Raw genomic sequence first — 25549 nt, 5'->3', positions numbered from 1 at the left:
AAACTTGTGGTGGCTTGGTTGGGTAAGCAAAGCATCTTGCCCGACTGAGCGTCTGCCCGATGACATCCATGACCGTTTTCGTGTCAGCGACACAGGTTCTATTTCCCCAATGCATTCTACACCATGACCTCTCCCCTCTTCGATACCGAGCAAATCAACACCCTTATCCGCACCCGGCGCAGCACGTTCATCCCGCAGTTCGTGCCTGGCCGGGCCATCCCCGATTCCACCATCTGGCAGCTGCTCGAAAACGCCAACTGGGCCCCCAGCCACAAGCAAACCGAGCCCTGGCGCTTCACGGTGTTCACGGGCGCGGGCCTCGAAAAACTGGCGGTGTTTCAGGCCGATTTGTATGAGAAAACGGCTGGCCCGGCCTACAAAGCCAGCAAGCACGCCAACCTGCGCAACAACCCGCCGCAGTGCTCGCACGTCATCGCCATTGCCATGAAGCGCACCGAGCCGCGCCTGCCCGAAATCGAGGAGATTGAAGCCGTGGCCTGCGCCGTGCAAAACCTGCACCTCTCGGCCCACGCCTACGGCCTGGGCGGCTACTGGAGCAGCGGCGGCATCACGTACACGGAGGAAGCCAAGGCGTTTTTCGGCCTCGGGCCGGAGGATAGATTGCTAGGGTTCTTTCAGTTGGGCTACATCGAAGTGCCCTCAGCCCCCGGCCAGCGCGGGCCGGTGCAGGACAAAACGCGCTGGGTGAGCGAGTAGCCACCCGCGCCCCCGGGGCTCGGTTATATTTAGGACGTAAAATAGAGCCATCCGCTGCGGGGCTCCGAAGCAACTGCGGCCTGAAAAACGACATCATTCTCCTGCTCCACATCAATCATTCTTATGAAAAAGCTCCTCTACAGTGCCTTGTTTCTGGTGCCCGCGCTGGCCCAGGCCCAAACCGAAAATTTTGTCGTGAAAGGTACCGTGGGCGCTAAGGCCGCCGTCACGAAGGCCTACCTGGTCTACCCCGTCAACAAAGTCTGGACCACGGATTCGGCCGTGGTGAAAAACGGCCGTTTCGAGTTCAAGGGAACCCTGCCCGAGCCGGGACGGGCCTCCCTCACGCTGAGCCACAACGGCACGCCCAAGAAGAAGTCGAAGGACGGCACCAGGCAGTTTTTCTACCTGGAAAAGGGCACCATCACCATTACCACGCCCGATTCGGCCGCGAAAGCCACCGTGCGCGGCACCCCGCTCAACGACGAAAACGCCAGGCTGACGGCTGCGCTGAAACCGCTGAGTGACCGGTACGACGCCTTCATCAAAGAGTACCGCGCCCAGCCTGAGGCCACCCGCAAAGACCCGGCCTACATCAAGCAGCTGGATGCCAAGCTCGACCCCATCGATGCCGAGCAGAATAAGATTCGGACTGCCTACGTGAAGGCGCATCCCGATGCGCAGTTCAGCCTGTTTGTGCTGCAGGATTTGGGCGGTTCCGTTCCCGAGGTGGGCTCCTATACCGCGCTGTATCAGGGCCTTAACGCTGGCGTGCGCAACACGCCGCGGGGCCAGCGCATCGATGAGCAAATCAAGCGCCTGCAAAAGGTGGCCGTGGGCGCCGTAGCCCCCGATTTCACCCAAAACACCCCCGACAACGTGCCCGTGAAGCTGAGCAGCCTGCGCGGCAAGTACGTCCTGATTGATTTCTGGGCCAGCTGGTGCGGCCCCTGCCGCCAGGAAAACCCCAACGTGGTGAAGGCCTACAACGCTTTCAAGGACAAGGGCTTTACCGTTCTCGGTGTGTCACTGGACAAAGAAGGTGCCCGCGAAGCCTGGCTCCGTGCCATCGAGAAAGATGGCCTGACCTGGACGCACGTTTCGGACCTGAAATACTGGAACAACGCCGTGGCCCAGGAATACGGCGTGCAGTCCATTCCGCAGAACTTTCTGCTCGACCCCCAGGGCAAAATCGTGGCCGCCAACCTGCGCGGCGACGAGCTGCAGAGCACCCTCGGCAAGCTACTAAACAAGGCAAACTAACCGCCTTTTCCACAATAGTTTACGCCGCAGGCCAGGAATCCTTTCTTTCTTACCCGAAATGGCCCCGACCTGCGGCGTTTTGCATTCCTTTTGATGTTGATAAACACTGCTTTTACGCAACAGTACGCGCTGGTTCGGAGCGCCCGGAGCATTTTGCTGGACTATTGCGCCAGCTTTGCTCCCACCCATTTCAGCACTCCCGTGGCCGAGATGAACAACGGCAGTATCCGCGAGCTGCTGGTGCATGTGGCCGGTTGCTACTATTACTGGCTGGGCGAGGTGGGACTAAACCAGAAGGCCACCCGGCCGCAGCCTGAAAGCGTGCCAGATGTCGCAGCCCTGCGCGCCAGATTTGCAGAAGTGGATGCGCTGGTGGCTGAATTCAGCCAGCACTACGCGGCCGAGTGGCTGGTGCCGAAATCACTTATCCTACCGCGCCAGGCGCAGCCGCTGGAGCTCACGCCTTTGCAGCTGTTTACGCATGCCATCACGCACGAATTCCACCACAGGGGCCAGGTACTGAGCATGAGTCGGCTGCTGGGCTACGTGCCGGTTGATACCGATATTATCCGTACCTAGCCCGCCCCGAGCCCCAAACAACCAGACGCAATTCCGGATATTGGCAGCTCATCACCACATTCATTTGCCCATGCTGCCCCTGCTCGGCCTGCACCACGTTGCCCTCATTTGTTCCGATTACGCGGCATCGAAACGCTTCTACACCGAAATTCTCGGGCTCGAAATTCTGGCCGAAACCTACCGCGCGGCGCGCGATTCGCACAAGCTGGATTTGGCCGTGAATGGGCAGTACGTGCTGGAGCTGTTTTCCTTCCCCAGCCCGCCTCCGCGCCCCAGCTACCCCGAAGCGGCCGGCCTGCGCCACCTGGCCTTCGCCGTGCCCGACGTGGCCGCCGCCATCCGGCACCTGGAGGCGCACGGCGTGACCTGCGAACCGGTGCGCGTGGATGAATTTACCGGCCGCCGGTTTACGTTTTTTTCGGACCCTGATGGGTTGCCACTGGAGTTCTACGAGGTGTAGAGACGCACTATTTTGCGTCTCGTCGTTGCTGATGTTATTTAGCCTGCGGGGTTCGGCGCAGTTTCGGTCGTTCAACGACGAGACGCAAAATAGTGCGTCTCTACCTCGTTCGGCTCACAACCACCAGTCCTGGCGGCGCGTAGCGGAACACTCCACCGCTTCCCCCGCTCCATGCCCGCCGACCACCCGCACGCCAACCGCTTCACCGTGGCCCATCCCGAATGGGCGGCCCACGCCACCATCTACGAAGTAAACGTTCGCAATTTCACGCCTGAAGGTACTTTTCGGGCTTTTGAGGCGCATTTGCCACGCCTGCAAAAAATGGGCATCGGCATTGTGTGGCTGATGCCGGTGCATCCCATTGGCGAGGTGGGGCGCAAGGGCACGCTAGGCTCCCCTTACGCCGTGCGCGACTATTTTGGCGTGAACCCCGAATTTGGGACGATTGAGGACCTACGACACTTGGTACAGACAGCTCATAATCTGGAAATAAAGGTGATACTCGACTGGGTGGCCAACCACACCAGCCGCGACAACGCCCTCATCACCGAACATCCCGACTGGTACCAGCACGACGCCGCCGGCCAGCTGGTGCCGCCCGTGGCCGACTGGACCGACGTGGTGGCCCTCGACTACGGCAACCGCGACATGCGCCGCTACATGACCGAAGCCCTGGCCTGGTGGATTCGGGAAACCGACATCGATGGCTACCGATGCGACGTGGCCGGCCTGGTGCCCACCGATTTCTGGGACGAAGCCCGGCCCGTGGTCGATGCCATTAAGCCGGTGTTTATGCTGGCTGAGTGGGACGAGCTATACCCCTCGGGCGGGCTGACTTGGGAGGAATTCGACTCCGACACGCGGCTGCTCGAAAAGGCTTTCAACATGGCTTTCGGTCTGCGCCTGCACTACCTGCTCGACCGCATTGCCGAGGGCCACGCCGCGCTGGCCGAAATCGACACTTACCTGGCCGCCGAGCGCGAGAAATACCCACCCAGCGTGTACCTGATGCACTTCACCAGCAACCACGACGTGAACAGCTGGGATGGTACCGAGTACGAGCGCCTCGGCCCGCTGGCGCTGCCCTTCGCCGTGCTCACGGCCCTGCTGCCGGGCATGCCGATGCTGTATTCGGGCCAGGAAGCAGGCCTGAACCGCCGGCTCGAATTCTTCGACCGCGATACGATTGAGTGGAGTAATTTCCCGCTGCAGGATTTCTACACCCGCCTGTTCCAACTCAAAAAAACGCACCCGGCGCTGCGCAACGGCGACCGGGCTAGCCACCTCCTGCGCCTGCCCGCGCCGCCCACCGTCTACAGCTTTTGCAGGACCAAAGGCACGGCCGCCGTGCTGTGCGCGGTGAATATCGCCGCCGAAGCGCAGCTGATTCCCGCCGTGCCGGGCCAGTGGCGCGACCTGTTCAGCGAAGAAACCCTGACGCTTTTTGCCGGCGAGGAATTGCCGGTACCGGCCTACGGCTGGCGGGTATTGGTAGCCGTGGAGCCCGCCGCCGGCTAACCTTTAGGGTCGTTTTTCGGTTAGCTAGGCTCTTTTCTCTGATTCAAACTTACACCTATGCAAACCCGTGAACTCGGCCGCTCCGGCCTCCAGATTTCGCCCCTGATGCTGGGCGGCAACGTCTTCGGCTGGACCATCGACGAAGCCACGTCCTTCGCCGTGCTCGATGCCTTCGTGGCCAACGGCGGCAACGCCATTGATACCGCCGACGGCTATTCCGTCTGGGTGCCCGGCCATGTGGGCGGCGAATCCGAAACCATCATTGGCAAGTGGCTGAAACAACGCGGCCGGCGCGATGATGTGGTCATTGCCACCAAGGTGGGCTGGGAGGTGAACGCAGACAACAAGGGCCTGAAAAAGGACTACATCCTGCGGGCCGTCGAAGGCTCCCTCAAGCGCCTGCAAACCGATTACATCGACCTGTACCAGTCGCACAAAGACGACCCGACCACGCCCGTGGAGGAAACCCTCGAAGCCTACGCCCAGTTGGTGAAAGAGGGCAAGGTGCGCGCCATTGGGGCTTCCAACTTCACGGCGGCCCGCTTGCAGGAGTCGTTGGATGCCAGCGCCAAACACGGCTTCCCGCGCTACGAGACGCTGCAAAACCTCTACAATCTGTACGACCGCGAGGATTTTGAGCAGAACCTGGCCCCGCTCCTGCTGAAAGAAAACATTAGCGCGATTCCGTACTACGGCCTCGCCGCCGGCTTCCTCACCGGCAAATACCGCGACCAGGCCGACCTGCAAAAGAGCCCGCGCGGAGCCGGCGTCGGCCAGAAATACCTGAATAAAAAAGGCCTCGCCCTGCTCACTTCCCTCGATGCCGTGGCCGACCGCCAGCAGGCCACGCCCGCCCAGGTAGCGCTGGCTTGGCTGATGCAGGCCCCGGCCGTGACCGCGCCCATTGCCAGCGCCACCAGCGTGGGCCAGGTCACGGAACTGCTCGAAGCCACCGAGCTGCGCCTGACGGCCGAGGATTTGGAGACGCTGGAGCAGGCGAAGGCAGTGAAGGCGGCGTAGCGCAATGCCAGGCACCTGCTGAATATAATGCAGAGCACCGCGAAGCATGACATTTTGGAATCAGACACAAAAAGGCCCGTCAGCAGCAGCTGACGGGCCTTTTTTATTATGTAATACGCTCGCCTACTCCCGCACGATACGGCGGGTAGCCGTGCCGTCGGCCGAGGTAGCGCGCAGCAGGTACACGCCGGTGGGCAAGGCGCTCAGGTCGAGGGGCTGCGCGGCAGTGGCCGAAGCCGGCAGCGCGGCCCGATAGACCACCTGCCCCAGCGCATTGAGCACGCTGAGCTGCACCGCCTGGTGGACGCTGGTCAGCTGCACCAGCAGCTTGCCGTCGGGCGTGGGGTTGGGGTACACTTGCAGCGCGGCAGCGGCCAGTTGCTTCGCCGTGGCCGTCACCACAAGCGGGGCCGACGGCAGCGAGGCGCAGCCCTGGGCCGAGGTCGTCGTCACGGTGTAGGAACCCAGCTGGGCGGCCGAGTTCACCACATAAGTAGGGCCGGTGGCCCCGGCAATGGCCACGCCGTTCAGGTACCACTGGTTGCCGGTGGGGGCGCTGCTGGTGAGCGTGGTGGTGGGGCCATTGTACTGGGCAGTCACCGTGGGGCGCGTGGGCAGGGCATTGATGGTTACCGTAGCCGTGGATGTGGCCCCGCCGCAGGCCCCGGCATTGCTCACCGTGTTGGTCACGGTATAGGTGCCGGGGGTGCTGCCGGCCAGGTTGATGGTCCCCGTGCTGGCATTGAGGCTCAGGCCGGTGGTTGAGGAGAACGTGCCGGCGCTGGCTCCGGTGGCCAGCGCGGCGGTGGCAGAGCCGGTGGCGCACAACGACGAGCTGCCGTAGCTGAAGGCCGCCGAGGCCGGGGCCGAGATGGTGATGGTGGCCGTGCTGCTGCTGGGGCAGCTGCCGCCCACGCTGTACATGACGGTATAGGTGCCGGGCGTGCTGGTGGCGGGGCTGATGGCCCCCGTGGTCGGGTTCAGACTCAGGCCCGTAGTTGAGGCAAACGTGCCGCCCGTGGTGCCGGTAATGCTCGGCGTAGAGGTGGGGCTGCTCAGGCAGTAGCCGGTAGCGGCGTAGCTGAACGTGGCCGAAGTGGCCGGTGTCACCGTCACGGCCGTGGCCGCCGAGGTGGCCGAGCACCCGCTGCCGCTGGTGACCACCACCGCGTAGCTGCCGGCCGCGCTGGCCGAATACGTAGCGGTGGTAGCCCCGGCAATAGCCTGGCCATTGAGTAGAAACTGATAGGTAGCCCCCGCCCCGCCGCCAGTGGCCGTGAGCAGCACCGCACTACCCTGGCAAATGGCAGTAGCGCCGCCAGCCGAAATGGCGGCCACCGGAGCCGGGCTGATGCTGATGGGAGCCGTAGCCGCAGTAGCCGCGCACGAGCCCGAAGCCGCAATGGTATTGGTCACGGTGTAGCTGCCGGCCTGACTGGCCGCCAGGTTCACCACGCCGGTGGCCGGGTCGAGGCTCAGGCCGGGAGTTGAAGTGAACGTGCCGGCACTGGCCCCGCTGCCGAATACCGGGGCCACGTTGCCCTGGGCCGCCGCGCAGTAGCTGGTTACCGGATAGCTGAAAGCCGCTACCGGAGCCGTAGTGATGGTGACGCTGGCCGAAGCCGCCGCCGTACAGTTTCCACTCACCGTGTACGTTACGGTGTAGGTGCCCGCCGTGCTGGCCGCCAGGTTGATGGCCCCGGTGCTGGCATTCAAACTCAGGCCCGCCGCCGAGGTAAAGGTGCCGCCGGCCGTGCCCGTGATGGTAGGCGTGGCCGTGCCCCCGCTAGCGCACAGCGTAGACGAAGCGTAGGCAAACGCCGCGCTCGGAGCCGCATTAATAGTGATGCTGGCCGTGCCGGTGCCCGGACAGGGGCTGCCCGCCGAGTAGCTCACGGTGTAGGTCCCGGGCTGGCTGGTGGCCAGGTTGATAACGCCGGTGCCGGCATTCAGGCTCAGGCCCGCCGGCGCGCTAAAGGTGCCGCCCGCCACCGAAACCGTGGGGCCGGGGTTGGTGCCGGCGTTCTGGCAGTAGCTGGTAGCGCCGTAGGCCACGGTGGGCGTGGCCACAGGGTTTACGGTGATGGCAGTGCCGGCCGAAGTAGCGGTGCAGTTGCCGGGGTTGGTTACGACCACGCTGTATGTGCCGCTCTGGGCGGCTGCGTAGGTGGCGGCCGTAGCCCCATTTATCGGCTGGCCGTTCAGCAAAAACTGATAGGTAGCCCCGGTGCTGCCGCCGTTGGCCGTCAGCGTCACGGTGCTGCCCTGGCAGATGGTGGTGGGGCCGCTAACGGCCAAAGCCGCCGCCGGCACGGCGCTGACACTCACCTGCGTGGTGGCCGAGGCGGCCTGGCAGGCCCCATTGGCCGATACGGTATTGGTGACAGTGTAAGTACCGGGCTGGCTGGCGGCCAGGTTGATGGCCCCGGTGCTGGCATTCAGGCTCAGGCCCGTGGGCGAGGCCGTGAACGTGCCGGCGGCCGCGCCGGCCGTAAGGGTGGCCGTAGGGTTGGCCCCGCTGGCGCAGTAGGCCGCATTGGCGTAGCTGAAACCGGCCGCGCCGGGCGTGGCCACGGTCACCTGCTGGGTGCTGGTGCTGGGGCAGGGGCCGCCCACGCTGTAGGTGACGGTGTAGGTGCCGGCCGTGCTGGCAGCCAGATTGATTTGTCCCGTCACGGCGTTAATAATCAGACCACTTGCCGAAGTAAAGCCGCCACCGGCCGTGCCGGTAATGGTGGGCGTGGGGTTGGCGCTGCTCTGGCAGTACGAGGCTGCATTATAGGCAAAGGCGGCCGAGGTAGCCGGGTTCACCGTCACGGCCACGGTGCTGGTGCTGGAGCAGCCGTTGCTGGAAGCCGTGAGCGTGTAGGTGGTGGTAATGGGTGCGCCGGTGGTATTAGTCAACGTCACGGTGGGCTGGGCCACGGTGGTGTTGCTTAAGCCGGTAGCAGGGCTCCAGCTATAAGTGTAGCCCGTGGCGGCCGCCGTGCCCAACTGGGCCGAGCCGCCCGAGCAGAACGTCTGAGCCGCGCCGGCATTCGCGGTCACGGCGGGGTTCACGGTCACGCGCACGGTGCTGCTGCCCACGCAGCCCGTGGCCGATACGGCCGTGAGCGTGTAGGTGGTAGTGCGCGGGGCCGTGCCGGTATTGGTGAGGGTGATGGTGGGCTGGGCGCTGGACGTGCTGCTCAGGCCCGTGCTCGGCGACCAGCTGTACGTGAGGCCCGTCGCGGGGGCGCTGCCTAGCTGGGCCGACTGGCCGGAGCACAGCACGCGGTCGGGGCCGGCGTTGGGCGTGGGCAGGGGCTCCACGGTCACGGTCACGGTGGATGTGGCCGAGCAGTTGCCGTTGTCGCCGGTGATGGTGTAGGTGGTGGTGGCGGTGGGCGAGGCGATGGGCGTGGCCGAGCGCGGGTTGTTCAGCCCCGTGCTGGGGCTCCAGGTGTAGTTCTGCGCGCCGCTGGCCGAAAGCGTGGTGGAACTGCCGGCGCAAATCGTGGTGTTGGGCGACACCGTGAGCACCGGCGTAGCCCGCACCGTCACCGTGGCCTGGGCCGTGCTGGAGCAGCCGGCGGCGTTCGTCACCGTCACCGTATAAATAGTAGAGGCCGTGGGCGAGGCCGTAGGGCTGGCCACGGTGCTGCTGCTCAGGCCGGTGGCGGGGCTCCAGGAGTAGCTGGTACCGCCGCTGGCGTTCAGCGTGATGGACTGGCCGGCGCAGATGGCCGTGGCCACCGGGTTCACGCTGGCCGTGGGCAGCGCGTTCACCGTCACCACCACCGCCGACGTGGCCGAGCAGCCGTTCGAGTTGGCCGTCACGGTGTAGGTGCCCGAGCGGTTCACGCCCACGTTGGCGATGGTGGGGTTTTGCAGCAACGAGGTAAAGCCGTTGGGGCCGGTCCAGGAATAGCTGGCCCCCGGCACCGTGCTGGCCGTGAGCAGCAGGTTGCCCCCGGCGCAAAGCGGCGAGTTGCTGCCCGCCGTCACGGTCCCGATGTTGGTAATGGTCAAATCCTGACCGTTATCGGTACCGATGGTAGCGGGGCTGGAAGCCACCACCCGCACGCGGTAGCCCGAGCCCGTGACCACGCCCGCCGGCAGCGCCGCCGTGATGGTGCCGCCCGCCGTGCCCGTGAGCGAGCCAATGGCCACCGGCGCGGCAAAAGAGCCCGTTTCGTCCGAGAGCTGGGCCGTGAACACGTTGCTGGGGTCGATGCTGCCGCTCACCGCGTAGCTCACCCGCACCGTGGAGTTTTGGCAGAAGTTCGGGCCGTTCAGGACCGAGGTAGTGATGGTGGCCGCCGCGCCCGTGCGGCCCCAGGCCAGGCTTATCAGCGCGAGCAGAAAGCCAAAGAGTAACCGGTGTTTCATGATAAGCAGGAAAAAAATAAAGAAGGCGATACCCCAACGGCCGGCTAGTTAGCACCCTCACATGAGCGTAGCGTGATAAGTCCCCGATCCGTAGGTTGCGCGTTGGATGCAGGGGTCCAGCCAAGGTTTAAGGCCTTGTTAATCTTCCTTTTTCCTTCATTCTTTGCTCATCCCGACTTCATCTTGCTCCGTCCACATTCCTCCCCTACTCCCGCCCGCTAACACTCCCTAACCATCGGCGGGCGACGTTATTCTCAATGACGACAACAAGCTAAAAAAGAACGTCCTGCCGAGCGTAGTTGCTCAGCAGGACGTGTTTGTTTCCTTGTTATCCTGTTAGGACTACTGCGCCGTCACGTCCGAATATTCGTACTTCCGGGCTACTTCCAGCGGCTGGCCATCGGCCTCGGCGTAGGGGTACACGAAGTAGTTGAGCGGCGGGCCGGCTTGTTTGGGGGCCAGCTCTACGTCGCGGCCCCGGGTGAACTCGACGCGGTTTTCGTCGTGGGCACCGAAGAAGTAGGCACGCTTGTCGGGGTTTTTGGCGGCTTCGGAGGCATCGACGGGCACCCAGCCGGTTTCGGGGGTGAAGAACTCGGCCCAGCAGTGGTAACCTTTTATTTCGCCGTGGCCGCGCTCGGCCGGCAGCGGCAGCCCTATACTGAAGCGCGCCGGAATGCCTAGGCTGCGGCAGTAGCCGATGACGATGGCGTGGAAATCGGTGCAGTTGCCGCGCCGGGCATCGCAGGCGTAGTAGATGTCGCCGCGGCCCCAGCCCTGGCCGGTTTTGTCGTATTTCACGGTGCTCACCACGTGCTCGTAGATGGCGCGGGCTTTTTCGAGCGGGGTTTTGGCGTTGGTTTTGGCCACCACTTCTTCGGCCTGCTCGTGGATGTGCGGGTCGAGGGGCACGAGGCGGTCGGGGGCCAGCCAGCGGGCCAGGTCGGGGTCGGTTTTTTCTTTGGCGGGCTTGGCGGTGGGCGTGTTGGCGCGCAGGTTGAGGTGTTCGCGGCGCGTGATTTGGGCCGTGAGCTTCACCACCAGCGGCGCGGTGGGCACGGTGGCGGGGCGCAGGTGCAGCATCTGGTTGCCGAAAGCACCCTTCTCAATTTTATACGGCACGGGCGACTCAATTTTCAACTCGTGCACCTCTTGGTTAGCGTCGGGATGCGGCAGCGGCAGCCACAAATCGAGGGTTTTGGTGCCGGCCGGCGGCACGGGCACGGTGGCCGTGCTGGTGAGCAAAAAGGTGCGGCTCCGGGGCGTGGTGGCCGTTTGGCCCAGGGCACCCAAGCCCGGCAGGTGCGCGGCCGCACCCAGCAGCCCCACCCAAATGGCGGGGGAAATCAACAACGAAACGTTCACGGCAACGAGGCAACAAGTCGCTGCTGGCGGGCGTCGGCAAAGCTGGATTGGAATTGAAAATCAATTCGAACTCAACGGCCACCGCCACGCGCGATGCCCGCCGACGCGGTGCTTGCGAAAGCGCCCGCCAGTCAGGGCCAACCAGACCCCAGCAGTGTCCCAAAGGTACGGCGCGGCCAACCGTGGGCCGGGGCGTGCGTACCAGCATCGGCTTCACCCCTGCTTCATTTTCATGCTTTTCCTCGCCGAACCCATCACGCCCTTCGACTGGCAGCGCCTGCTTTGGACGGCCGACGCGCCGCCCACTTTCCTGCTCGAAGTCGTGTTCCGGTGCGTGGTAACCTACCTGCTACTGCTGGCCACCCTGCGCGTGACGGGCCGGCGAGGCGTGCGGCAGCTGTCCATTTTCGAGCTCAGCATCATTCTGGCATTAGGCTCGGCAGCCGGTGATACCATGTTTTACCACGACACGCCGCTGCTGCCCGTCGTCATCGTGTTTGCCGTGGTCAGTGCCATGTACTGGCTGTTCAATCGCCTCACCGAGTGGTTTCCGCGCTTCAGTGACTGGCTCGAAGGCACGCCCGTGCTGCTGGTGGAGGAAGGCCGCATCAACATGAAAAACCTCGACAACCTGAACCTGACGCAGAAGGAATTATTCGGCGAGCTACGGCAGCAGCAGGTGGAGCACCTTGGGCAGGTGCGCCGCGCCTACATGGAGGCCACCGGCAACCTCAGCGCCTACTTCTACGCACCAGCGGAGGCCGCGCCCGGCCTGCCCATCTGGCCCGAATTATTAGCCAAATCGCAGCACCGCGTGGAAGCCGCTGGCCCGCACGCCTGCTGCAAGTGTGGCCATGTGCAGGAGCTGGCGCGGGGGGAGGCGGCCAGCTGCCCGGTGTGTGAGGGCAAAGGCTGGGTGCCGGTGTGCGCGGCAAAAAGGGAGGCATGATTCTGTCGGGCCTAGCGTCTTCCCCATTCTACCTTTGGCTGCATGAAGCCCACCGCCCCGCCGGTTCTCGCCCTGGCCTCGTTTCCCGGGCCGCTGGCCCACACACCGTACTACTGCGACCGCCTCGAACAGCACGTCGTGCGGTTTCCGCACGTCAACGCGCCGCACGCCCACGACTTCTACCTGCTGCTCTATATCACCGAGGGCGCGGGTACGCACACCGTCGATTTGGTGACGTATGAGCTGCGGCCGGGCAGCTTGTTTTTTCTGGCTCCGGGGCAGGTGCATCATTGGCATTTAACGCCCGAGACGCGCGGCTTTGTGGTGTTTTTCAGCGCCGATTTCTACCTATTTCGCTACCCTGGCAGCGGGCTCTACGATTTCCCGTTTTTCGATAGCACGCACCCGCCGGTGCTGTACCTGACGCCCGCCGAAATGGAGATTCGCCCGCTCATCGAACGCCTGTTTGCCGAGTTTTCATCCCCTCAAGCCAATCAGGCCGAGGTTTTTCGTTCCTACCTGCACCTGTGCCTGGAGCTGGCCGCCCGCCACTACGCGGCTCCGGCTACGGCCGAGGCCGGCCTGGCCCAGCAGCAAATCCGGCAGTTCGGGGCGCTGCTCAACCAGCACTACCGCACCCGGCGCAGCGTGCGCGACTACGCCGCGCTGCTACATGTCACGGCCAACCACCTCAACGCCCTGTGCCGCCGCGTGCTCAATAAAACGGCCAGCGACCTCATCCACGAGCGCATTATCACCGAGGCGCAGCGGCTGCTGAGCCATTCGGCGCTGGGCGTGGCGCAGGTGGCCTATGAGCTGGGGTTTGAGGATGCGTCGTACTTCGTGCGCTACTTCCGCAAGTACACCGGCACCACGCCGGAGGCCTTCCGGCAGCAGCGTTGATTTGTCCTATAAGCCCCCGCAAACGGGCTGCGAAGGCGGGTGAAGTGCCCGGTAATTTTGGAGTATCAAAGCGGCAGGTGCCGCGCCGGCCACTTGCGCATGGGCGCGGGCCGTGTTTCCCCGTATAGCTTCTGCTCCCTCATGCTTCCCTCCCCCGCCCCGGTTATGGCCGAACCTGTTAATACCCCCGAATTCGTTGATTCCACCGCGCTGGCGCTGGCCACGCTGCGCTGCCCGCGCTGCCACCAGGGCAAGCTGTTCACGCACTCCGCGCTCAACATCACCAAATTCGCCCAAATGCCCGAGCAGTGCCCCGTGTGCGGCCAGACGTTCGAGCCCGAGCCGGGTTTCTACTTCGGCTCGATGTACATCACCTTCGGCTTCAACGTGGCCACATTTCTGGTGCTGGGTTTGCTGACTTATTACCTGCTGGGCAACCCCGACACGTGGGTGTACGTGGCCATCATCACCGGGGCTACAGTGCTCCTTACGCCGCTCATTCTGCGCTACTCGCGGGCGCTGATGTTGTATCTGTTTGGTGGCGCGCAGTATAATCCGGATTGGAAACGCCACCGGCGCATCGGTGCTTCGGAAGATTAATAATCGACGATATTGCCCCACAAGAAAGCCCCGACTGCTCAGGAAGCAGCCGGGGCTTTGTGTTTCTTAAGCAATGATGCTCAGCAGAATTATTTCAGCACCTGCGCGCGCCACACGTTGTTGCCGGGGTTGGCATCGGGCAGCAGCTTGGTCGGGTTGAGGCGCACGAGGGTGAGCGGGGTGGTGGAATTGTAGCGGAACGTCCAGGTGCCGCTGCGCTGCCATACTTCCACGGGCAGGCGCACGCGGGTGGTTTTGCCGCTGGTTTCGGTCACGTCGGCGATGACGGGCATGGCGGCCTGGCCTTTGTTTTCCACGGTGATGAGGGCACCCTGGGCGGGGTCCTGGTTCACGTAGGCCACGGTGGTCACGGCCTGGTCGAGGGTCCAGTTGTTATACACCCACTCGCGCCAGAACCAGGTCAAATCCTCGCCGCTGGCCTCGTTCATGGTGCGGAAAAAATCCTTGGGCTGCGGGTGCTTGAATGCCCAGCGCTTGATGTAGGTGCGGAACGCGTAGTCGAACCGCTCCGGTCCCAGAATCTCGGCGCGCAGCAGAAACAGGCCGTAGCCCATCTTGCTGTAAGCGGCGTAGCCGAGGTAGTTGGAGGGCGTCACGTCGGGCACGGTGTAGGGCGGCACGGTGGCCGGGTCCATGATGTAGCGGATGTTGCCGGCCACCAACCGGGCGGTGTCGCTCAGCTGCTTAGCGTATTCGCCTTTGTTGAAATCAGCACTCGACAGCATGTTGATGAAGGTGTTAAAGCCCTCGTCCATCCACGGGTATTTGCGCTCGTTCGAGCCCACAATCATCGGAAACCAGTTGTGACCGAACTCGTGGTCCGTCACGCTGTACAGGCTGGCTTTGCGGGCCTTCACGCCGCAGAACACGATGCCCGGATACTCCATGCCGCCCACCACGCCGGCCACGTTCGTCGCCACCGGGTAAGTGAATTCGTACCACTGCTTCGAGTTGAATTCGATGCTCTTTTTCACGTACTCTGTCGAGCGGTTCCAGGCCGTATCCTGGGCCGCCTCCACCGGGTACAGCGACTGCGCCAGCGACTTACGCCCGCTGGGCAGGTTCATCTTGGCCGCATCCCACACAAAGGCTGACGACGCGGCCCAGGCCACATCCCGCGCCCGCTGGCACTTGAAGTGCCAGGTCAGACGGCCATTTTTGCCGCCGGGCCGCGAGCCCGCTTGGGTCACCTCATCCGCCGAGCGCACCATCACGGTCTGGTCCGAGCCGGCGGCTTTGGCCAGGCGGCTTTGCTGGGCGCTGGTCAGCACTTCGGCGGGATTCACCAGTTCGCCCGAGCCGCCCACGAGGTAGTTGGCGGGCACGTTCACAGTGTAGTCGAAGTTGCCGTATTCGAGGTAAAACTCGGCCGTGAGGTAGGGCAGCGTGTTCCAGCCCTCCACGTCGTCGTACACGGCCATGCGCGGGTACCACTGCGCCACTTCGAAGATTTCGCCGTTCTTGGTTTTGAGGCGGCCGAGGCGGTCAGAACCGTATTCGGGAATGCTGAATCCGTAGCCGATGTGGATGACGAGCTTGTCGCCGTTGGGCTTCAGGGCTTCGGGCAAGATGATTTGCATGCGCGTATCGGTCACGCGGTAGTCGGCCTTCAGCTTCTTGCCGTGCAGCTCAATGGTCACGGTTTGCAGCGAGTCGCCGCCCCGGAAGCCACGCGAGTTGTTGCCGAAGCGCCCGCCGCCGATGGGCGTGATGGCCGCTCCGCGCGAGTCTTCGCGGTACAGGTTCTGGTCGACCTGCAGCCACACGAAGGGCAGGCGGTCGGGCGAGTTGTTGGTGTAGGTGATGTCGACGGTGGCGCTCACGCGGGCCGCTTTCTCGTCGAGGCGGGCATCGATGTGATAGTCGGCCGCGTTCTGCCAGTACTGCGCGCCGGGCTGGCCGCCGGCCGTGCGCGTGGGCGTGCTCAGCTGCTCAATAAACGAGGGGTTGAACAGCGTGCGCGAGTCGTAAGCCGGGCCGGTATTGGGAGCCTGGGCCAGGGCCGGACCGGCCGTGAGCAGGGCCGCGCCCAGCAGCGCGCCGGGCAGGAAAGGGAGTTTCATGCGAATGATGAAGGAAGTAAAGCGAGGAGAAATCAGGAAATCAAGAACACAAAAGAACGTCATGCTGAGCTTGTCGAAGCATCTCTACCGCAATACTGTCCCTGTCGATTGGGATTAGTTGCGCGGTAGAGGTGCTTCGACAAGCTCAGCATGACGTTCTTATGGATTACAGCCCCTTCCAGCTGCCCCTACAGCCGCTGCCGCACCAGTTGCATCAGCCCGTTCAAATCGGCCGCGTCCATCTCCGGCGCTTCGATGAAGGGCATGAGCCCACCATCCGCGCCCACGCCGAAAGCGGCCGGCAGCGGGTGCCGCGCCCACTGCGGATAGTCCCGGATAAACTCATCACGGTGCAGAAATTCCACCGGCACGGGCAGCGTCTTGATAAACCCGCGCCACTCCGGCTGCATCGAAGTGGCCCCGTACGTGACCGCGCACAGCGAGCACGGGTAGGTGCCGGGCGAGAGAATTTTGTGGAACATATCCTTGAGCCCGGCCAGGCGGCCACCGTCGGCATTGTACACGAATAGCAGGCGTTGGGGCATAATGAATGAGCTACCGAATTGTCAGCTTGGCGTAGGTGAAGATGGTGCCGGGGTTTTTGCCGGTCCACATTTTCTTTTTCAGCAGCAGGGTTGAGTTGGAAAGCCAGTGGATTTCGTCCGGCTCCCAGGTTGCCGGGTCAACTGATGGCTCTATTTTCCACACCTCGCGCCAATGGTGGCTTTCAAAGCGAAAAAGCTGAATGGAATTGGGATACATCGCACTCTCAACGCCCCCTGATATGGCCACAAAACTCCTGAGGTCGGGCGAATAGACCACCATTCCGGAAATTTCTGTCTTCCTCCCACTTTTATCAACTAAGATATACTGGGACCATTCGTAATGATTATGCAAAATCAAGTGGCATTCGAACTTCGGTAAATATCCTTGATAAGTAAATTTTTCCCAATCAGGATTCTCCTCGTCAGCATCGTTATCCTTAAAAACCGTTGGCCCTTTGGCCGTTGGAATTACGATGCGGCCCCGCGTTTTCTTCACGGGGAAAGCAACTACCGGCTTGGTCACAATAGCCCCTTTCGCCGCCGCCAGATACGCCACCTTCGTCAACGGGCTGAACGCGACGCGCACCGCCGGCGGCCCGGTGGCAGGCAGTTTCAGGAGCAGCGAGAGCAGCAGGAGTAGCAGCGGCTTCATAAAATACTTGGGAAAGGAATGCCGCGCCAAGGTACTGCCGGGCGCATCTTTGCGCTCATGCCCAACGCCACCGCGCCCCTGCCCTACCTCGTGTTCGATTTCGATAGCACCTTCACCCAAGTTGAAGGGCTGGATGAGCTAGCCGATATTGCCCTACAAGGCCACCCCGACCAAGCCAACGTAGTGGCCCAAATCCGGGCCCTCACCGACCAAGGCATGGCCGGCGAAATCGGCTTCCAGGAGTCGCTGGCCCGGCGGCTGGCGCTGTTGGGGGCCAATGAGCGCCACCTCGCGCCCCTCATTGCCCGCCTCAAAACCAAGGTGAGCGAGAGCATCCGGCGCAATGGGGCTTTCTTCCACCAGTTCGCCGACCGCATTTACGTGGTGAGCAGCGGCTTCCGCGAGTTCATCGAGCCGGTGGTAGCCGAGTTCGGCATTCCGGCCAGCCACGTGCTGGCTAATACTTTCACGTTTGATGAAGCCGGCAACATCACCGGCTGCGACCCCGGTAACGTGCTGAGCCGCGACGGCGGCAAAATCCGCCAGCTCGTGCTGCTCGATTTGGACGGGCCGGTGTATGTACTCGGCGATGGGTATACCGACTATCAAATCCGCGAGGCCGGGCTGGCCCACCGCTTCTACGCTTACACCGAGAACGTTAGCCGCCCTACCGTGGTGGCCCACGCCGACGAAGTGCTGCCCACCTTCGACGAGTTTTTGTACCAACTAAGACTTCCCATGACTTTATCATACCCCAAAAACCGCATCAAGGTCCTCCTGCTGGAGAATCCGGATGCCCGCGCCGCTGAGCTTTTCCGTCAGGAAGGCTATCAGGTAGAAGAAGTTAAGGGCGGCCTCGACGAGGATGAGCTCATTGCCCGCATCGAGGGCGTGAGCCTGCTCGGCATCCGCTCCAAAACGCAGGTGACCCAGCGTGTGCTGGAGGCGGCCAACCGCCTCATCGGCATCGGCGCGTTCTGCATCGGCACCAACCAGATTGACCTCACGGCGGCCATGAAAAAGGGCGTGGCCGTGTTCAACGCCCCGTTCAGTAACACCCGTTCGGTGGTGGAATTGGCGCTGGGCGAAATCATCGTGCTGGCCCGCCGCATTCCCGAGAAGAACCCCAAAATGCACCGGGGCGAGTGGGATAAGTCGGCCAACGGCTCGTTCGAGATTCGCGGCAAAACCCTCGGCATCGTGGGCTACGGCAATATTGGCTCGCAATTATCGGTAGTAGCCGAGGCAGTGGGCATGAAAGTGGTGTACTTCGACGTGGCCGAAAAGCTGCAACTCGGCAACGCCGTGAAGTGCCGCACGCTGGAAGAACTATTGGCCCAATCCGATGTGGTGACGCTGCACATCGACGGCCGCGTGGAAAACACCAACTACATCGGCGAGAAGGAATTTGCCCTGATGAGAAAAGGCGCGCTGTTCCTCAACAACGCCCGCGGCCACGTCGTGGACGTGCCGGCCCTGGCAGCAGCCCTGCGCAGCGGCCACCTCGGCGGCGCGGCCGTGGATGTATTCCCCTACGAGCCCAAAACCAACCACGAGAGCTTCGAAAGCGAGCTGCGCGGCCTGACCAACGTGCTGCTCACGCCGCACATCGGCGGCAGCACGGCCGAGGCCCAGCGCAACATTGCCGAGTTTGTGCCGGAGCGCATCATGCAGTACATCAACACCGGCAACACCCAGCAGTCGGTCAATTTCCCCAACATTCAGCTGCCCACGCAGCAGGCCCACCGCCTCATCCACATCCACGCCAACGTGCCCGGCGTGCTGGCCAAAATCAACAACGTGCTGGCCGAGCACCACGTCAACATCCTGGGCCAGTACCTGAAAACCAACGAGCACATCGGCTACGTGATTACGGACATCAACCGCGAGTACGACCACGACGTGATTCAGGCGCTGCGCGAGGTGGAGCACACCATCAAGTTCCGGGTGCTGTACTAAAATGTCATTCCGACGCAGGAGGAATCTGAGACAAACCATTTGAACAGTTTTCCCCAGATTCCTCCTGCGTCGGAATGACAGCTTGAAACGAAGACGGCCCCGGCTCTCCTTGCGGAGGCCGGGGCCGTCTTCGTTTCAGCTAAGGCCGAGGCTTATTGGCGGGTCACCTTGCGGGTGATGCTGCCGCCGGCCGTGGTGAGGCGCAGGACGTAGACACCGGCGGGCAGTTCGGGCAGACCGGCCAGGGCCTGGGGGGCGGCGCTCAGGGCCAGCTTGGCAGCGAACACCGGGCGGCCTGCCAGCGAGAGCAGCGTCACGGTTGTGGCCTGGGGCTCGATGGTGCCGGGCAGGGCTACCGACAGTTGGTTGGTGAAAGGATTGGGGTAGGCATCGGCGGTGGCGGGGGCAGTAGCAGCGGCAGCAGCAGTGCGGCTCAGGGCTACTACCGGCGAGTAGTTGGTGGTGCCGTCCAGGTCCACCTGGCGCAAGCGGTAGTAGCGGCGGCTGGCAGCCTGGGCAGCGGCCGAAGCATCGAGGTACTCGTAATTATGGGCTATGGTGCTGTTGCCGGCGGCGGCCAGCTCAGCTACAGCAGTGAAGGCGGTGCCATCGGCCGAGGCTTCAACCACGAAGCTGGCGCTGTTCAATTCCTGGGCGGTGGTCCAGCTCAGGCGGTTGCCGGCGCTGGTGGCCTGGCCGCCGAAGGCGCTGAGCACTACCGGCAGCGGAGCCGTGATGGAAGGCGCAGTGGCCGAAGTATTTTGCTCGTAGCGGTACACGGTGCCGTTGCCGTTGCCCACGAAGAGGTCGAGCAGGCCGTCGCCGTCGTAGTCGGTCACGGCCGGGGCCGCGTAGCCGCCGCTATTGCTGGGGTTAGTGCCCGAGTTACCCATATTGATAACCGTGGCGGCGGTACCAGCCGTGCTCAGGTTCTGCACGAAGCTAAAGGTAAGGGCGTTAACCGAAGTCTGGGTATAGAGCTGCACGTTGCCAACTATGTTGCCCACCAGCATATCGAGCTTGCCGTCGCCGTCGTAGTCGGTGATGAGGGGCTTGCTCACGTCGCCGGCATCGAGGATGGTCACGCCATCGGCCAGCTTGATGGTGGTGGCAGCGCTGAAGCCAGCCGTCGTGTTGTTGGTGCGGGCAAGCTGCTCGTAGCGGTTCAGGTAGCCGTTGTTGCTGCCCACGATGATATCAATCAGGCCGTCGTTGTCGATGTCGCCCACCGAAGGACGGGCGTAGGAGCCCTGGTTGGGGGTGCCTGAGGCGGTAACACCGTAGGGGTTGGCGAACAAGGTGGTGCCGGCACCCATTTTAAAAGCGTTGGTGCCCGTGCTGGCATTCTGCTCATAAATCATCACTTTGCCGGTTTCTTCGCCCACAATGATTTCCTGCAGGCCGTCGCCGTCGAGGTCGCTCACCGTCGGCTTGGCGTAGAGGCCCACATCGATGGTAGCACCGTTCGAGAACAAGGTAATAACCGTGCCCGTGGTGCTGAAAGCGCTGTTGGTGGCCGTCTGCTCGTAGTCAATCATGGTGCCGTCGCCCTGGCCCACCAGCAGTTCCAGCAGGCCATCCTTGTCTAGGTCGGCGGCTACGGGAGTCGAGAAGTTGCCGGCAGCGGTGGCGCTGGTAGCGTTGGTGTTCAGCTGGCCGTAGTTGCTGTTGGAGGAAACCCGGGTCACGCCCAAACGGGCCGCGCTTACTGCGGTGCCGGCGGCCGTGGTCAGCCGCACCCGGCCCGTGCCCGCAGCGGCCGGCACAATGAAGGTAGCCGTGGTAGCGGGCAAAGCACCGGCGGTAGCGCGAACGGCCTGACCGTTCAGCAGCACCGAAGTGAAGCCCGTGAGGTTAGTACCAGTGATGGTGACCGTAGCGCCGGGAGCCGCCGTGGTCGGCGTCATGCTGCTGATGGTGGGAGCCTGCGCCATGGCGGCGGCGGGCAGCAACAGGCCCAGCGTGGCCAGGCAAAACAGACGAGCGGCGGGAGTAGCAAGCGTAAACATAATGCTGATGATGAAGCGGAGTGTCTTGGGGAAGGGCCAGCTTATTTGTGGCCGTTTTGATGATACAAAGTTGGCCAAGGGCATCAGGCGGTATTTTTTCCTTCGTCTAAACCCGGCCGTTCCTCGGTGAATGGGGTGGTAATTCCCCGTGAGTGAAAACCGGACCCTTGGCCGACCAAAAAGCCGCTAATTATTACTTTGAGCGGGTTTTTACCGAGCTAATTCAGTTTTACCGGGCACTATCGACAAGTCATCGAGTGAAAGCGGCAGTTGGTCGGCATGCATACCTTAATTGCGGAACTGCCAACGTGGGAAAACCTGTGCCCCGGCTTACCTTCCGGCCGCTTTGCGGCAGCGCGGCGTGAAGCGCGTTTTTTCACGCTTTCACTTTTTAACCCCTCCCCTATGCCCTATCGCTACTTTCTGGCCTTCCTGCTGCTGATTCCCACCCTGAGCCGCGCCCAGGTCACCCCCATCGTGAGTAGCTGGCTGGTGAACACCACCGGGGCCACCGGCTACAACAACATCCCGAGCAACGTGCAGCGCGTGCAGTACTCGGCCGCCAACGTGTACATCACCTGCACGGGCATCCCGAGCTACGCCATCGGCGGCTGGGGCAACAATCCCAACGTGCCCACCAACCAGAACTTCGTGTTCAAAATAACCCGCACGCCCGCGCCCAACACCGGCACACCCACGGCCACGCCCCTAGGCCACACCGGCATCTGGAGCAACGGCGTGAGCCTCTTCAACGCCAAGGATGCCATGAGCTACAACGGCGCGGGCGTGTGGAACCAGAACGCCATCGTAGTAGAAGGCCCGGGCTTCGACTCCTGCCTGGGCCACCCCGCCCCCAACGGCGAGTATCACCACCACCTCAACCCGCGCTGCCTCTACAACGACCACGACAGCACCCGCCACGCCCCGCTCATCGGCTTCGCCCTCGATGGCTACCCCATCTACGGAGCCTACGGCTACGCCAATGCCAACGGCACCGGCCCCATCAAAAGCATGAAGACTTCGTACCGCGCCCGCAACATTACGGCCCGCACCACGCTGCCCGACGGCACCACGGCCCCCTCGGCCGGCCCCGCCATCAATGCGGCCAAGCCGCTGGGCTACTATGTAGAGGACTTTGAATACGTGGCCGGCCGCGGCGACCTGGACAGCCACAACGGCCGCTTCTGCGTGACGCCGGAGTACCCGGCCGGCACCTACGCCTACTTCGTCACCATCAACAGCCGGTACGAAGGCGCGTATCCTTACACGCCCGGCCCTACCTATTATGGGGTGATTCCGGCCGGGGCCATCGGCCCGCAATCGGGCCACGCCGTGGTGAATGAGCCGGTGACGACTTATGTGGTCACGGCTACTTTCCTGGCCGCCGGCCTGCAAGTGAGCGCCTACCCCAACCCGGCCAGCAGCACGCTGACGATAGCGCCCGAGGGTGGCGTTGCGAATGACTTGCGCGCCACGCTTTTCAACACGCTGGGCCAACCCGTTACGGCTGCGGTAGTCCTGCATCCGTCGGTGCCGGCGGAGCTCGATTTAACTGGGGTGGCGGCCGGCGTTTACTACCTTAAAGTGCAGGGCGCGGACGTTGGCGGCACCCAAAAAATTGTGGTGACACATTGATGCTGTTTAGCCTCACGCCGGGTTTTTCCGGATGATGTAGAAGCTCATTTCCTTGCGGGCCACAAATCCCAGGTGCTCATAGAGGCTGATTGCCCGCGTATTAGTGGATTTGACGTGCAGGAACGGGATGCCCGCTGCCGCAATAATGCGCCGGGCCTGGCGCTGAATGAGCTGGCCAGCGTAGCCCCGGCCCAAGTGGTCGGGGTGCGTACACACGGCGCTGATTTCGGCGTAGGGCGTCGGATTCATGCGCTGCCCGGCCATGGCCACGAGCTCATTGCCTTCAAAAATGCCTTCGTAATGCCCAAACGCAATGGTGTTGGGGAAAAACGGACCAGGGTTGGTTTGCCGGGTGAGGGCCAGCATGGCGGGCACGTGCGCCGGCCCCAACGGAATAGCGGGCGGGCCTTCCAATGCGCCGACGGCCGGCGGCCGTTCCTGCACCATTTGCAATACGGCCATGTGCTGCACCACTTCCCAACGGGCCGGAATGGCCAGCGCCACCGGGCTCACCACGCCCAGCAGGCGCTCGGCGGGCACGCGGGCGTGCAGCAGGTCAAAGGCTTGTGGCGTAAAAGTCTCGAACCCAGCAAAGGGCGACACGTCGTCGGCAAAGTATTTCACCTGCGCCGAGCCGGCATCCAGGGGCTTATTGCCCGAAATCAACGCGTTCCAGACGGGGTTATCGAGTAGGTGGGGCATGGCGGTTCGGCGTTTTAGCGCGGGCCCGAAAGTACGCTTTTCGCCCTTGGCGCGGTCCTAAAAGCCGGGGTATTCGAAGTCCAGCGCCACGCCGTAGGCGGTTGTTCGGCCGTACAGGGCTGAAATTCCGGCCAGTGCCTGGTCCAGCATCTGCGCCGATGGCTCGGGGCCTAAAGCCGGCAGCATCCGGCTCAGCGCCTTCGAGTCGCTCAGCAGCCGGTCGGGCACCAGCCGCAGGCCGTGCCGCGTGGGCAGCGGCGCACTGGTTGCGGCCAGGGCATAGGCCCGGCTGCGCCCGGTACGCGAATAGGCATCCATGGCCAGCGCCAGGGCTATTTCGTCGACGCCGGGTGCCACCGGCACGCCGATGGTTTGCCGGGCGTGGAACCAGCCATTGGTAAAATTCACCGCGACCAACGCCCGAAGATTAACGCCAAAATGCGGGTGAAACACCTCGCTGTTGTGGCGCGGGCTCCAGTCGGCCAGGCCCAAACGCCGGGCCAGGGCGGCGGCCTGCTCGGTACCAGCAATGGCTTCCACCAGCGCCAGCGAAACGGGCATGGCGGCGCTGATGCCGGCGCTGGAAATGAATTTGCCATCGGCCACGTAGCGAGTGTTGGGCAGCCAGGTGGTGGCCGGGTATTTCTCTTTGCGCAGGCTTTCGGTGGCCCAATGGCCGGTGGCGCGGTGGCCGGTTAGCAGGCCGGTATTGGCCACCACCAGCACCCCATCGCAGATGCTGACAATGGTGCTGCCCTTGCCGGCCTGCGCCGTAATCCAGGCCAGTAGCGTGGGGTCGGCACTTTTCACCACGGCGGGCACCACTACATAATCTGCGCCATCAGGAAAGAACGTATCAAACTGCTGGATAGTGGCTTCCGGCTGCAGCTTCAGGGCCGGGCGCATGGTGAGCAGGCCGGGCTGGGTGGCCACGGCCACCATTTCGACGGCCCCGGACTGAGCCAGCACACCGTAGGGAATCACGAAATCGGTCAGCTCAGTACCACTGTTCTCGCCAACTACGGCCACCACCGGCCGGAGTCGGCCGAAACGGGCGTGATAGGGCGCAATTTGCTCGGTTTGCGGTGCCGTAGCTGGCCCGGTGGGCGGCGTGTTCAGGGTACTGAATAGAGCCGTTGCGGCAACGGTGCCGGCCAGCAGGAGACGAAAAAGCATGGGCATGGGAATGGCCGTGGCAGCTAAGCCCAGGCAGTTTATTAGTCAGAAATCGAGTTGAAATCAGCCCGTCACGGGCTTGGGCAGAATGCGCTGGAGCTGCCGCACGTTGCGGAAGCCGCATTGGGCCGCGATGGCTTCGCGGGTCAGGGCCGGGTTGCGGTGCAGGGTGCGGGCCAGCTCCTGGCGCAGGGCAGTGGTGTATTCGTTGAGCGTGAGCCCGGTGGCCTGCCGGAAGGTGCGGGTAAGCGTGCGCGGGCTCATATGCACCAGTTCGGCCAGGGTGTCGAGGGTGGCCCCGGCGGCCAGGTTATCGGTAAGCCAGTCCTGGACGTGGTGCACGGCCGAATTGAGGTGGCTGCGGTAGTCGAGGTAGATGCTCTGCTGGCTGTGGCCGGCCCCGCGCCGGGCGTACACCACCAACTCGCGGGCTATTTTGGTGGCGAATAATGGCCCGTGGGCTTCTTCCAACAGGTACAGGGCCAGGTCGATACCGGCCGTGATTCCCGCGCTGGTGTACAGGTTTGCGGCCTGCACAAATAGCTGGTCGGCCTGGGCCAGCACCAGCGGGTAGCGCGCCTGCAATTCTGCCAGGCGCTTCCAGTGCGTGGTGCATTTGCGGCCGTCCAGCAGCCCGGCCTCGGCCAGGATAAACGCGCCGGTGCACACCGAGCAAATGCGGATGCCCCGCGCGTACTGCTCGCGCAGCCAGGCAAAAAAGCCGCTTCCCTCCTGCCTGAACGCGGCGGAGCGCAGGTATTCCATGTCCACCCCGGGCACGAAAATGAAATCGCCGGCTTCAACCTGAACATCCTCAACAGGCACCAGCGGCCCCAGGCCCAAACCGGCCGAGCTGGTGCTCACAGCACCGGCATAGGAACAATACGTAAGCTGATACGGCCGGCCATATTCGGCCGCTTCGTAGAAAACCTGCACCGGTCCCGTTAAATCGAGCAGGTGCACGCCCGGCGGCACTACAAACACAACGTGGGGCAAGATTTTCATTTATATGGTTGAATTTCTGAGTCAAAAGTACTGGCTC

The 25549-nt window shown here is 63.2% G+C and carries 20 protein-coding genes; 11 read left to right on the top strand and 9 right to left on the bottom strand.

Annotated elements, in window-relative coordinates; genetic code table 11:
• Positions 1-123: 123 nt before the first annotated feature.
• The 6 genes from AAFH49_RS05940 to AAFH49_RS05915 all read left to right on the top strand — a co-directional run bounded on the left by AAFH49_RS05940 (position 124) and on the right by AAFH49_RS05915 (position 5557).
• Positions 124-717: a nitroreductase family protein gene (locus AAFH49_RS05940; protein WP_342296586.1), complete on the top strand. Its 594-nt coding sequence runs from the start codon at positions 124-126 to the stop codon at positions 715-717.
• 123 nt (positions 718-840) lie between these two features.
• Positions 841-1980, top strand: coding sequence for a redoxin domain-containing protein (locus tag AAFH49_RS05935; RefSeq protein ID WP_342296585.1), 1140 nt, complete (start codon positions 841-843; stop codon positions 1978-1980).
• A gap of 93 nt (positions 1981-2073) precedes the next feature.
• Positions 2074-2559 carry a DinB family protein gene (locus AAFH49_RS05930; RefSeq protein WP_342296584.1) on the top strand — a complete coding sequence of 162 codons (486 nt, stop codon included), beginning with the start codon at positions 2074-2076 and terminating at the stop codon, positions 2557-2559.
• A gap of 70 nt (positions 2560-2629) precedes the next feature.
• Positions 2630-3019 (top strand): SMU1112c/YaeR family gloxylase I-like metalloprotein, encoded by a 390-nt coding sequence (gene gloA2, locus AAFH49_RS05925; protein WP_342296583.1) that lies wholly within the window; start codon positions 2630-2632, stop codon positions 3017-3019.
• 171 nt (positions 3020-3190) lie between these two features.
• Positions 3191-4537 (top strand): alpha-amylase family glycosyl hydrolase, encoded by a 1347-nt coding sequence (locus AAFH49_RS05920; protein WP_342296582.1) that lies wholly within the window; start codon positions 3191-3193, stop codon positions 4535-4537.
• Positions 4538-4594: 57 nt separating this feature from the next.
• The gene (locus tag AAFH49_RS05915) at positions 4595-5557 is read left to right on the top strand and encodes an aldo/keto reductase (protein ID WP_342296581.1); all 963 of its coding nucleotides are present in this window, start codon (positions 4595-4597) and stop codon (positions 5555-5557) included.
• A 123-nt stretch (positions 5558-5680) separates the two neighbouring features.
• On the opposite strand, the gene AAFH49_RS05910 is transcribed toward AAFH49_RS05915, so the two are convergent.
• Together AAFH49_RS05910 and AAFH49_RS05905 are read right to left on the bottom strand one after the other, a co-directional pair.
• Positions 5681-9928 (bottom strand): T9SS type A sorting domain-containing protein, encoded by a 4248-nt coding sequence (locus tag AAFH49_RS05910; RefSeq protein ID WP_342296580.1) that lies wholly within the window; start codon positions 9926-9928, stop codon positions 5681-5683.
• A gap of 342 nt (positions 9929-10270) precedes the next feature.
• Positions 10271-11293 (bottom strand): transglutaminase-like domain-containing protein, encoded by a 1023-nt coding sequence (locus AAFH49_RS05905; RefSeq protein ID WP_342296579.1) that lies wholly within the window; start codon positions 11291-11293, stop codon positions 10271-10273.
• Positions 11294-11525: 232 nt separating this feature from the next.
• Here AAFH49_RS05905 and AAFH49_RS05900 point away from each other — a divergent pair, with 232 nt between their 5' ends.
• The 3 genes from AAFH49_RS05900 (at position 11526) to AAFH49_RS05890 (ending at position 13745) form a co-directional block, all read left to right on the top strand.
• Complete coding sequence (locus AAFH49_RS05900) at positions 11526-12242, top strand: DUF421 domain-containing protein (protein WP_342296578.1); 717 nt, start codon at positions 11526-11528, stop codon at positions 12240-12242.
• 42 nt (positions 12243-12284) lie between these two features.
• Positions 12285-13145, top strand: coding sequence for a helix-turn-helix domain-containing protein (locus AAFH49_RS05895; protein WP_342296577.1), 861 nt, complete (start codon positions 12285-12287; stop codon positions 13143-13145).
• Positions 13146-13310: 165 nt separating this feature from the next.
• On the top strand, positions 13311-13745 hold the full coding sequence (locus AAFH49_RS05890) for a DUF983 domain-containing protein (RefSeq protein WP_342296576.1): 435 nt from the start codon (positions 13311-13313) through the stop codon (positions 13743-13745).
• An 89-nt stretch (positions 13746-13834) separates the two neighbouring features.
• On the opposite strand, the gene AAFH49_RS05885 is transcribed toward AAFH49_RS05890, so the two are convergent.
• The 3 genes from AAFH49_RS05885 to AAFH49_RS05875 all read right to left on the bottom strand — a co-directional run bounded on the left by AAFH49_RS05885 (position 13835) and on the right by AAFH49_RS05875 (position 17026).
• Positions 13835-15829, bottom strand: coding sequence for a M1 family metallopeptidase (locus AAFH49_RS05885; protein ID WP_342296575.1), 1995 nt, complete (start codon positions 15827-15829; stop codon positions 13835-13837).
• Positions 15830-16017: 188 nt separating this feature from the next.
• Positions 16018-16374, bottom strand: a complete 357-nt coding sequence (locus AAFH49_RS05880; RefSeq protein WP_342296574.1) for a hypothetical protein — start codon at positions 16372-16374, stop codon at positions 16018-16020.
• 10 nt (positions 16375-16384) lie between these two features.
• Entirely contained in the window at positions 16385-17026 is a 642-nt protein-coding gene (locus AAFH49_RS05875) for a hypothetical protein (protein WP_342296573.1), read from the bottom strand.
• Between the two features lie 57 nt (positions 17027-17083).
• On the opposite strand from AAFH49_RS05875, the gene serA reads away from it, so the two are divergent.
• Positions 17084-18985 carry a phosphoglycerate dehydrogenase gene (serA, locus tag AAFH49_RS05870; protein WP_342296572.1) on the top strand — a complete coding sequence of 634 codons (1902 nt, stop codon included), beginning with the start codon at positions 17084-17086 and terminating at the stop codon, positions 18983-18985.
• A 152-nt stretch (positions 18986-19137) separates the two neighbouring features.
• On the opposite strand, the gene AAFH49_RS05865 is transcribed toward serA, so the two are convergent.
• Entirely contained in the window at positions 19138-20994 is a 1857-nt protein-coding gene (locus AAFH49_RS05865) for an FG-GAP-like repeat-containing protein (RefSeq protein WP_342296571.1), read from the bottom strand.
• Between the two features lie 405 nt (positions 20995-21399).
• Here AAFH49_RS05865 and AAFH49_RS05860 point away from each other — a divergent pair, with 405 nt between their 5' ends.
• The gene (locus AAFH49_RS05860) at positions 21400-22629 is read left to right on the top strand and encodes a T9SS type A sorting domain-containing protein (RefSeq protein WP_342296570.1); all 1230 of its coding nucleotides are present in this window, start codon (positions 21400-21402) and stop codon (positions 22627-22629) included.
• 12 nt (positions 22630-22641) lie between these two features.
• On the opposite strand, the gene AAFH49_RS05855 is transcribed toward AAFH49_RS05860, so the two are convergent.
• The 3 genes from AAFH49_RS05855 to AAFH49_RS05845 all read right to left on the bottom strand — a co-directional run bounded on the left by AAFH49_RS05855 (position 22642) and on the right by AAFH49_RS05845 (position 25512).
• On the bottom strand, positions 22642-23331 hold the full coding sequence (locus AAFH49_RS05855; protein ID WP_342296569.1) for a GNAT family N-acetyltransferase: 690 nt from the start codon (positions 23329-23331) through the stop codon (positions 22642-22644).
• 57 nt (positions 23332-23388) lie between these two features.
• Positions 23389-24507, bottom strand: coding sequence for a DJ-1/PfpI family protein (locus AAFH49_RS05850; protein ID WP_342296568.1), 1119 nt, complete (start codon positions 24505-24507; stop codon positions 23389-23391).
• 63 nt (positions 24508-24570) lie between these two features.
• Positions 24571-25512, bottom strand: coding sequence for a GlxA family transcriptional regulator (locus tag AAFH49_RS05845; RefSeq protein WP_342296567.1), 942 nt, complete (start codon positions 25510-25512; stop codon positions 24571-24573).
• Positions 25513-25549 lie beyond the last annotated feature (37 nt).

The organism is Hymenobacter segetis (assembly GCF_038448715.1).
In the GTDB taxonomy this organism is placed as follows: domain Bacteria; phylum Bacteroidota; class Bacteroidia; order Cytophagales; family Hymenobacteraceae; genus Hymenobacter; species Hymenobacter segetis.
This window is presented reverse-complemented; position numbering and strand designations above follow the sequence as displayed.